The organism is Methylobacterium sp. WL64, assembly GCF_008039945.1.
Lineage (GTDB): Bacteria > Pseudomonadota > Alphaproteobacteria > Rhizobiales > Beijerinckiaceae > Methylobacterium.
Genome location: NZ_VRVA01000183.1, coordinates 1 through 7,349, shown reverse-complemented (window position 1 = coordinate 7,349; position 7,349 = coordinate 1). Strand labels below are relative to the sequence as shown.

The window sequence follows — 7,349 nt, the reverse complement described above, 5'->3', positions numbered from 1 at the left end:
CCCCCCCCGCCCCCGCTGCCGTGAGGCTCGGGCTGGCGCAGCGCCCCCCCCCATACCGGATGGTGGGGGGTCTACGGCGTTTCGCTCCTCTGCGGCGTCGGCTTCACCGTGAGCCTGTTCATCGGTCTGCGCGCCTGCGCAAAGTCGCCCGGGCTTGAGGCCGAGACCAAGGTCGGCGTGCTGATCGGCTTGCTGGCCTGCATGGCCCCCGGGGCGCTGGTGCTGCGGTTCGCCCCGGCCGGCCCGGCCCGGACCTCAGCCAGCGCCCAGCCGCTGCACCCGGCCGCATCAGCCTTCCTCGACCTCCCAGAACCGCGTGAAGCATCGTGCCGCCTCAGTTCCCAGGGCGCCGTCCCGGCGCCATCGACGGCCGTCTGTCCGATATCATCCTCGCCCCAACGGGGGTTCTACTCCTCGGGATGGGTGCCGTGATGGTGCTGTCGTGGCTTTTGGGGGATGAAGCGGGCGCCGTGGCCGGGTACGGCATCACGCGGGATTTCTGAGATCCACCCCTTACGGCCCTTCAACCAATGACGACGTTCACCGCGACGCTGCGCGAGCTCTACGAGGAGGACACCGGACGCGCACATCGCTTCCGCTACGGCCTGCTCGTCTTCGACGTCGCGACCATCGTCTTCGTGGTCGTCACCTCGTTCCTGCCGCTAAGCCCCTGGATCGTTGCCAGCGACGTGGCGCTTGGCCTGTGCGTACTGTTGGACTTCGCGGCCCGTCTGTTCATCAGCCCAGCGCCGCTGCGCGAGTTCCGGCACCTCAGCACCTGGACGGACGTGGTGGCGGTGGCCTCGTTCCTCGCCCCCGTGCTGGTCGAGGGCGTCGGCTTCCTGCGCATCCTGCGGACCTTGCGCCTGCTGCGGACCTACCACCTCTTGGAGCGGCTGCGGCAGGACAGCGACCTGTTCCGCCGCAACGAGGACGCGATCCTGGCCGCGACCAACCTCGTGGTCTTCGTGTTCACGATGACCGGCATCGTCTACGCCACGCAGCACGGCTCCAACCCGGCCATCCAGACGCCGGTCGACGCGCTGTACTTCACGGTGACCTCGCTGACGACGACGGGCTACGGCGACATTACCCTGCCGGGGCCGACCGGCCGGCTGTTGTCGGTCTTCGTGATGATCTGCGGCGTGACGCTGTTCTTCCGCCTCGCGCAGGTGGTGTTCCGCCCCTACAAGGTTCGCTTCCCCTGCAACGCATGCGGGCTGCAGCGCCATGAGCCGGACGCCGTGCACTGCAAGGCCTGCGGCACCCTCCTCAACATCCCCGACGAGGGTGCCTACTAGGGGCGAGATCTGGGTTCTTACGCACTTTTGGTGCTGAGCGGTGGTTTGGATGTTGATTCGCATGTTGGCCCGAGGGCAGTGCGATGCCGATCTCGAGCCCGTCCATGCCGTCGGTCCCGGACGGCCTGCACGTCGATGGTCTGACGCTGGACACGTCCGGGTTGCTGATCACCGCCCGAACCACGGCAACCCAAGCCTGCTGTCGGGGCTGCGGGCGTGCTTCGTCGCGGGTGCACAGCAGGTGTTGACGGACGTTCGACGACCTGCCCTGGCGGGACTCATCGGTGACGTTGCGGGTGCAGGTGCGCCGCTTCCGCTGCGGCCATTGCCCGGGGCGGATCTTTGCCGAACGCGTGCCAGGGTTGGGTGCGCGCAAGGCGCGCCGCAGCGACCGGTTGGCCGAGGCGCAGACCGACATCGGCATGGTGCTGGGTGGTGAGGCTGGCGCAAGGTTGTCGCGGCGGCTGGCCATGCCTGTCAGCGGCGACACCGTCCTGCGCCTGATCCGTCGTCGCGGGACCATACCGTCTCCGCCGCCGCGGGTCATCGGCATCGGCGATTGGGCGTGGCGGCGCGGCCGGTCCTACGGCACCATCGTGTGCGACTTGGAGCTGCGGCACGTCATCGATCTGTTGCCCGGCCGCTCGTCGGCACCGGTGCGGGACTGGCTCACCGCCCATCCGAGCGTGACCGTCGTCAGCCGTGACCGTTCGGGACCCTGCGCCGAGGCCGCGCGCACGGGAGCACCGACGGCGACGCCGGTCGCGGATCGCTGGCACTGCTCGTCAACGCTTCCGAGGCCCTGCGCGGCGTCGTCGAGCGGCACCAGTCCGAGATCCGAGGCATGGCGCACCGCGCCGTGCACGACCCCGATATACGCGCCTTCGCCGACCACCTGCGCCAGAACGATCCCACCGGACTGACGCCCTAGCTGGAAGCTGCAGCCGCGACCGATCTCGGCGGCTTCGTCACCGGGCTCCGGCAGGGCGAGCCAGCCGTGCGCGCCGCCATCGTCGAGCTTCGGAGCACCGGCCCCGTCGAGGGGCAGGTCAACCGCCTCAAGGTGATCAAGCGGATCACGTACGGTCGCGCCGGTTTCAATCTCCAACGCCAACGCGACCTGCATGCTGCATGAGCCAGGATCGGCAAAGCTTGATCGGATGCCAAACCTTAGGCACCGAATGTGTGGAAGAATTACGCTTCGACAACGATCCACAGTCCAGCCGGGCCGAAGCGATCCGATTGGGCCCTGCTTCAACGCGGGTCGCTCCCGAGCCACCGGCGCTTCGACTGATCCAGATGCACGTGCATCAGGGCCTGGGCGAGCAGCGGATCCCCGACCTCGAGCGCAGACAGGATGGCCTCGTGCTCGGCCAAGGCGAGGGTCCAGGCGGTGACCGTCTCGAAGCGGTTGCGGAACTCGGTCGAGATCGGGCTGTGCCGCCCGTCGAAGAGTTCGCCGACGATGCGGGCTAGCACGCTATTGCCCGACTGCGCCGCGATCGTCGTGTGGAACAGCCGGTCATGGTCGAGCGGCTTGCTTCCCTGCGCGATCGTCTCGCGCATCCCATCGACAGTCCGGCGCAGGATACTCACCGCCCCCTGCGTCATCCGGGGAACCGCCAGGACGACCACGGCGCCCTCGATGACCGCGCGGGCCTGCATGAGCTCGACTGGGCTATCGCCGATGATAGCGGCACGGGGAGGGCGCGTCTCGCCGGAGGTCAGGACGTAGAGGCCCGAGCCCATCCGGATCTCGATCGTCCCCTCAATCTCCAGCGCGATCAACGCTTCCCGCAAGGACGGACGCGACACGCCGAGTTGCTGCGCCAGTTCGCGCTCGGCCGGAAGCCGATCCCCGGGTGCGAATGCACCATCCTGGATCAGGATGCGGATCTGGTCGGCGACCTGCTGGTAGAGCCTGCGCTCGTTCGTGCGAGGAGAAGGCAATTCATGTCCCATGACTGGCCTGACCAAATTTGCGCGGCCCAAAACCGCTTATGGGTTGCGGACTGAAAAAGCCACTAAACCTAGAGCTGTTTTCTGTCCATGTCCCACCATCCTTAACTCATGCCACCGAAATTGGCTTGACCAATTTTGGTGAAGTGCTATCGATTGGGCCTGTAACGAGTCTGCCCCCGAGAGAAGGCCGACGCCCACAGGGAGGGTTGCCGTGGTTTTCGACGGCGGATCGCACGTGCTTGCGCGCGAGGGGCGCGACGAGACGGACGCGCCGCCAGCGCGGGACCGGTCGGCTGGACCCGACGCGGTCATCCTGGCCCTTCACCAGATCGGCAAGACATTCCCCGGGGTCGTAGCGCTCGCGGATGTGAGCTTCGATCTCCGTCGCGGCGAGGTACATGCCGTCTGCGGAGAGAACGGTGCTGGGAAGTCGACGCTGATGAAGATCATCAGCGGCGTCTACACGCCGACGACCGGACGGATCCTCTACAAAGGAGTAGAGCGGCACTTCTCCTCGCCGCTGCAGGCCGAGAAGGCCGGGATCGCGATGATCCACCAGGAGCTGAACCTGGTGCCTCACCTGTCGGTGGCGGAGGACATCTACTTGGCTCGCGAGCCGCGGCGGGGGTTCTTGATCGACCGGGCCAAGCTTCGGGCCGATGCGCGGCGCTGCCTCGACCTGACCGGTATTTTGGACCGAGCCGATTGAGAGTGCCTACCGCGGACATGCGGCGAGCGAGGAACAATCTGGTTAACGGTCGGTGTCTACAGGACCGTATCGCGACCAGGCGGATGCGACCGCACGCTCCGTTGGAAGCGCTACACCGTGAATGGGGAGGCGGTGAGGCCGCCCCATTCGAGGGACGTTCAGCGGTTGCCAGGCGTTCCGCTGGTCCCGCTTGGCTTTGAGCCTGACCCAGCGTCGTTGGCCCCCGTGCTGTTAGTCGTGCCGGAGCGGCTCATCCCGCCAGTTGAAGGGCCGCTGCCGGCCGCACCCGGGGATGAGCCTGAGCCCGCATCGTTCGGGCCGGTACTGTTCGCGGTTCCTGAACGGCTTGAGCCGCCAGCTCCACTTTCAGCAGCGAAGGCTGTGCTTCCGAGGGCGAGAATGGCTGCAACAACAAGCAGTGATGCCTTCATTAGCGTTCTCCCGTTGACCCGCCTCCCGAGTGCTTAGGGACCCTTGGGCGGTACTAGGGTAATCGTGCTCCCGTGAAGCTGTTCCTCGACGGGATGGTAGCTGCCGGGAGGCTTCGTCAACCCTTCGTGGCTCCCGACGAGAAGCCTGCGTGAAAGCTCGGATCGTTCCCGCCGCCGGGCTGAGCGGCATCCGTAAAGTCACGGTTAGCTATCCGGGGAGAGCAAGCGGAACGGCAAGCTTGGCCGTCGGTTCCACCGACATGGAACACTACAGATCCACCCTCGCCACCACCGCGATTGCTGCCTTTGGGCTGCTCGCCGCCGCCCATGTCCTACATCCGGGCAACGACGAGAGGCCGGAGCGCACGGTGCGGGTTGTCATGGTCGCCAATGAAACGGCGGCCGGGCCGACGATCTGGGCCGATCCTCCGCGTAGGCTACACGGCAGTGAGCCTGCTGCGTTGATGGCGGACAGCGGCGCGCTGTTGGCACGTCGCCCAACGATGCCCCTGCCGCCGGGGGTTGGGGCATTGCCCAGGCTTTCGAGCACCTTGATACATCCAGCTGCCCAAAGCGGGACCGCCGACGGCGATCCGATCGGTGACCTGATCCGCAATCTCGACCGCGATCAGGATAGCTGACGGCTTTCTCGACCGTATCTCGGGCGTAGGGTCCACCGAATGGATCCCCCATCGCCTTCCGCTGGAACAGCGGGCGTCGGCGTTGGTGCTCCGGTCTGTCGTGGATCATGTGGCCGCGATGGCAGAAGGCTGCGCGGTTGGCGTCCGCGTTGTCGGCCGTGTCGTGATCCCGGTGGGCGGCTGCCGGGACGACACGGGTTCGCCGGTCGCGGCCGAGGATACCAGCGCCAGACCTGACCCGGATTCTACGGCCCCAGTCATCGCGCCGGCGGCCGGGTCTAGCATCCCGCCAACGCCCAGCGCCGAGGTGGTAGACTATCTGCCCGTGCGCTCGCCCGCAGCGCTCACAGCGGCCCTGCGCCCGACCAAAGCGGATTGCCATCGACAGCTCGCGCCAGTCGAGCGGCTAGAGTGAGCGGTGCTCGGGCCGGATCGGCCTGGTGGCGGCATTGTGCCACCAGGTGTGAAGGAAGCGTCGCGGTAGGAAAGCCCCTACCTACCGCTCATGAACCTGTCCGACGTCGAAGTCTGGGCGTTCCTCACCATCGCCATCCTCGGCCTGTTCGTGCCGGTGATCATCGTGTGGTGGAAGGACCGCCCGATCCTGCCGGTCGCGGTGCTGAGCCTCGCGTTTTGGCCCGGCGCTCTGATCCTGGCGCTGCGGTTGCGACGGCGTCAGGATCTGTAACGTCAATCAGCGTCGGTGCCTGAACGATACCGACCGCGGGGATGTTTGCTCCTGGGCTGATCGAACCGATCGGTCTGGAGGAACGTCCATGTCGATCAAGACAATCGCTCTCGCTGCCGCGCTCACCGTCGCGATGGCAGGAGCAGCGATGGCGCAGACACCCGCCGGGGGCGGTAGCGCCGAAGGCAACATGAATAACCCGGGCAGCGTGAAGAGCTCGTCCCAGAAGCGGATGGGTGGCCAGACCGGCATGATGGGGCGGCGACACATGACCCGTCACCGGCATCATCACATGCGCCGCGCCCGCATGTGATTCCATGGTTCAGCCCCGCGGCTGCAAAACTGCGGGGCTCCTTCCCATCAGACGGGGCGACCGGCCACCTTCGCGGCTGACCCGTCTGCGATCTGTGCCTCGAGCTGTGCCCGGAAGTCGGCGATCCCCAGCACCTGCATCGTGCGCCCGTCCTTGTCGAGGAACTCGTAGAGCGCGTCTTCGATGTTGCGGTTGCTGAAGAAGACGATCGCATCCCGATCTCCGCCGCCCTCCTCGTGAGGTTCGCCATGGGCGGGCCCGGAGACGAAGCTGCCGCTGGGGCGGATCTCCTTCAGCGTACCGTTCGGGCGGTAGAATCGCAGTTCGCCCTGCATGACCAGCGTGACGTAAGGGCAGTGATGCCGGTGCAGCATTACCCGCTGGTTGGCGGCAAACTTGAAGAGCACGTCGACAATCCGGTTCTCCTCGTCGACCTTGTAGACGAAGAAGGCGATGTGATCGAGCCAATCCAGGGTGCGCCACGTGATGTTGGTCTGGTCGAAGCTGTGCCGATCCACGTATTTTCCTCCGTATTGTTTTATACGGAGCGATAAACGTAGCTATATCGCTTATGAGCCCCGCTAAATGCGGAGACTGGGACTTCCGTATCGCTGGGTCAAACTCGTTCGGTGCAGGTCTGCTACCCAGGGCGATACTCGCCACCGACCGGATCCACGAAAGCCTTCCTCAGGAACAGCAGCGGCCGCATCTGGAGGCGAGGACCGGAATTGTTGGCCGTATCATGCTCCCGAGGTGCAGCGGCCGGCATGACATGTGTCCGGCGGGCGCGGCCGGATCGGCATGGTGTGGCGTGAAGCCCCCAAGTGAAGTGCCACCTTGCAGTGAGCCTCACAATCCAAGCTGTGACTTGCGGGTCACAGTTCGCGGGCGCCGCCGCTGCATGATGCAACCAAAGCGCAACCTAGTAGTTACGGCGCATGACGCAGTACATTGCGAAATACTTAGCGCGCACAAAGCCGCTTCATAAATGGTTTACTACGCCGTCTTGCTTCATCGGCGACAAGTGTGTCCGTAAAACTACAGCTATTTGGCTCATGGGCCGGTAGCCTTACCGTCAGATAGAAATCCCGGACCCAACACGATGACCAAGCTTCTCGCCTCCCTGGCCGCCTTCACCGCCCTGACCGGCGCCGCTGCCGCCGCCGACCTGCCGCGCCGCGCCGCCCCGCCGCCCGTGTTCACCCCGGTGCCGGTGTTCACCTGGACCGGCTTCTACGCGGGTTTCAACGCCGGCTACGCCTTCGACGCCAGCAGCCGCTCGAACAACTCCACCTTCGGCGTCC

At 65.9% G+C, this 7,349-nt stretch carries 8 protein-coding genes and 4 pseudogenes; 8 read left to right on the top strand and 4 right to left on the bottom strand.

What is annotated here, in order from left to right:
* The 3 genes and pseudogenes from FV242_RS31640 to FV242_RS35935 form a co-directional block, all read left to right on the top strand.
* Positions 1–432 (top strand): annotated as a pseudogene (locus tag FV242_RS31640) (Na+/H+ antiporter NhaA); the annotation flags it as partial.
* A gap of 98 nt (positions 433–530) precedes the next feature.
* The gene (locus tag FV242_RS31635; RefSeq protein ID WP_147909899.1) at positions 531–1,301 is read left to right on the top strand and encodes a potassium channel family protein; all 771 of its coding nucleotides are present in this window, start codon (positions 531–533) and stop codon (positions 1,299–1,301) included.
* Between the two features lie 284 nt (positions 1,302–1,585).
* Positions 1,586–2,224: an ISL3 family transposase gene (locus FV242_RS35935; protein WP_306440338.1), complete on the top strand. Its 639-nt coding sequence runs from the start codon at positions 1,586–1,588 to the stop codon at positions 2,222–2,224.
* A gap of 331 nt (positions 2,225–2,555) precedes the next feature.
* On the opposite strand, the gene FV242_RS31625 is transcribed toward FV242_RS35935, so the two are convergent.
* A complete protein-coding gene (locus FV242_RS31625) occupies positions 2,556–3,263 on the bottom strand; it encodes a FadR/GntR family transcriptional regulator (protein ID WP_147941690.1) in 708 nt (235 codons plus the stop codon).
* 310 nt (positions 3,264–3,573) lie between these two features.
* On the opposite strand from FV242_RS31625, the pseudogene FV242_RS31620 reads away from it, so the two are divergent.
* Positions 3,574–3,942, top strand: a pseudogene (locus FV242_RS31620) (ATP-binding cassette domain-containing protein); the annotation flags it as partial.
* A gap of 188 nt (positions 3,943–4,130) precedes the next feature.
* Here the strand turns inward: FV242_RS31620 and FV242_RS36320 are convergent.
* On the bottom strand, positions 4,131–4,403 hold the full coding sequence (locus FV242_RS36320) for a hypothetical protein (RefSeq protein WP_147941688.1): 273 nt from the start codon (positions 4,401–4,403) through the stop codon (positions 4,131–4,133).
* Between the two features lie 149 nt (positions 4,404–4,552).
* Here FV242_RS36320 and FV242_RS31610 point away from each other — a divergent pair, with 149 nt between their 5' ends.
* Positions 4,553–5,044 carry a hypothetical protein gene (locus FV242_RS31610; RefSeq protein ID WP_147941687.1) on the top strand — a complete coding sequence of 164 codons (492 nt, stop codon included), beginning with the start codon at positions 4,553–4,555 and terminating at the stop codon, positions 5,042–5,044.
* 22 nt (positions 5,045–5,066) lie between these two features.
* Here FV242_RS31610 and FV242_RS35930 read toward each other — a convergent pair.
* Positions 5,067–5,426 (bottom strand): annotated as a pseudogene (locus FV242_RS35930) (hypothetical protein); the annotation flags it as partial.
* A 123-nt stretch (positions 5,427–5,549) separates the two neighbouring features.
* Between FV242_RS35930 and FV242_RS31600 the strand changes: the two are divergent.
* Together FV242_RS31600 and FV242_RS31595 are read left to right on the top strand one after the other, a co-directional pair.
* Positions 5,550–5,732, top strand: a complete 183-nt coding sequence (locus FV242_RS31600) for a hypothetical protein (protein ID WP_147909917.1) — start codon at positions 5,550–5,552, stop codon at positions 5,730–5,732.
* Between the two features lie 88 nt (positions 5,733–5,820).
* Positions 5,821–6,045 carry a hypothetical protein gene (locus FV242_RS31595; RefSeq protein WP_147909918.1) on the top strand — a complete coding sequence of 75 codons (225 nt, stop codon included), beginning with the start codon at positions 5,821–5,823 and terminating at the stop codon, positions 6,043–6,045.
* A gap of 47 nt (positions 6,046–6,092) precedes the next feature.
* On the opposite strand, the gene FV242_RS31590 is transcribed toward FV242_RS31595, so the two are convergent.
* Entirely contained in the window at positions 6,093–6,563 is a 471-nt protein-coding gene (locus FV242_RS31590; protein ID WP_147909919.1) for a regulator, read from the bottom strand.
* 584 nt (positions 6,564–7,147) lie between these two features.
* On the opposite strand from FV242_RS31590, the pseudogene FV242_RS31585 reads away from it, so the two are divergent.
* Positions 7,148–7,349 (top strand): annotated as a pseudogene (locus FV242_RS31585) (porin family protein); the annotation flags it as partial.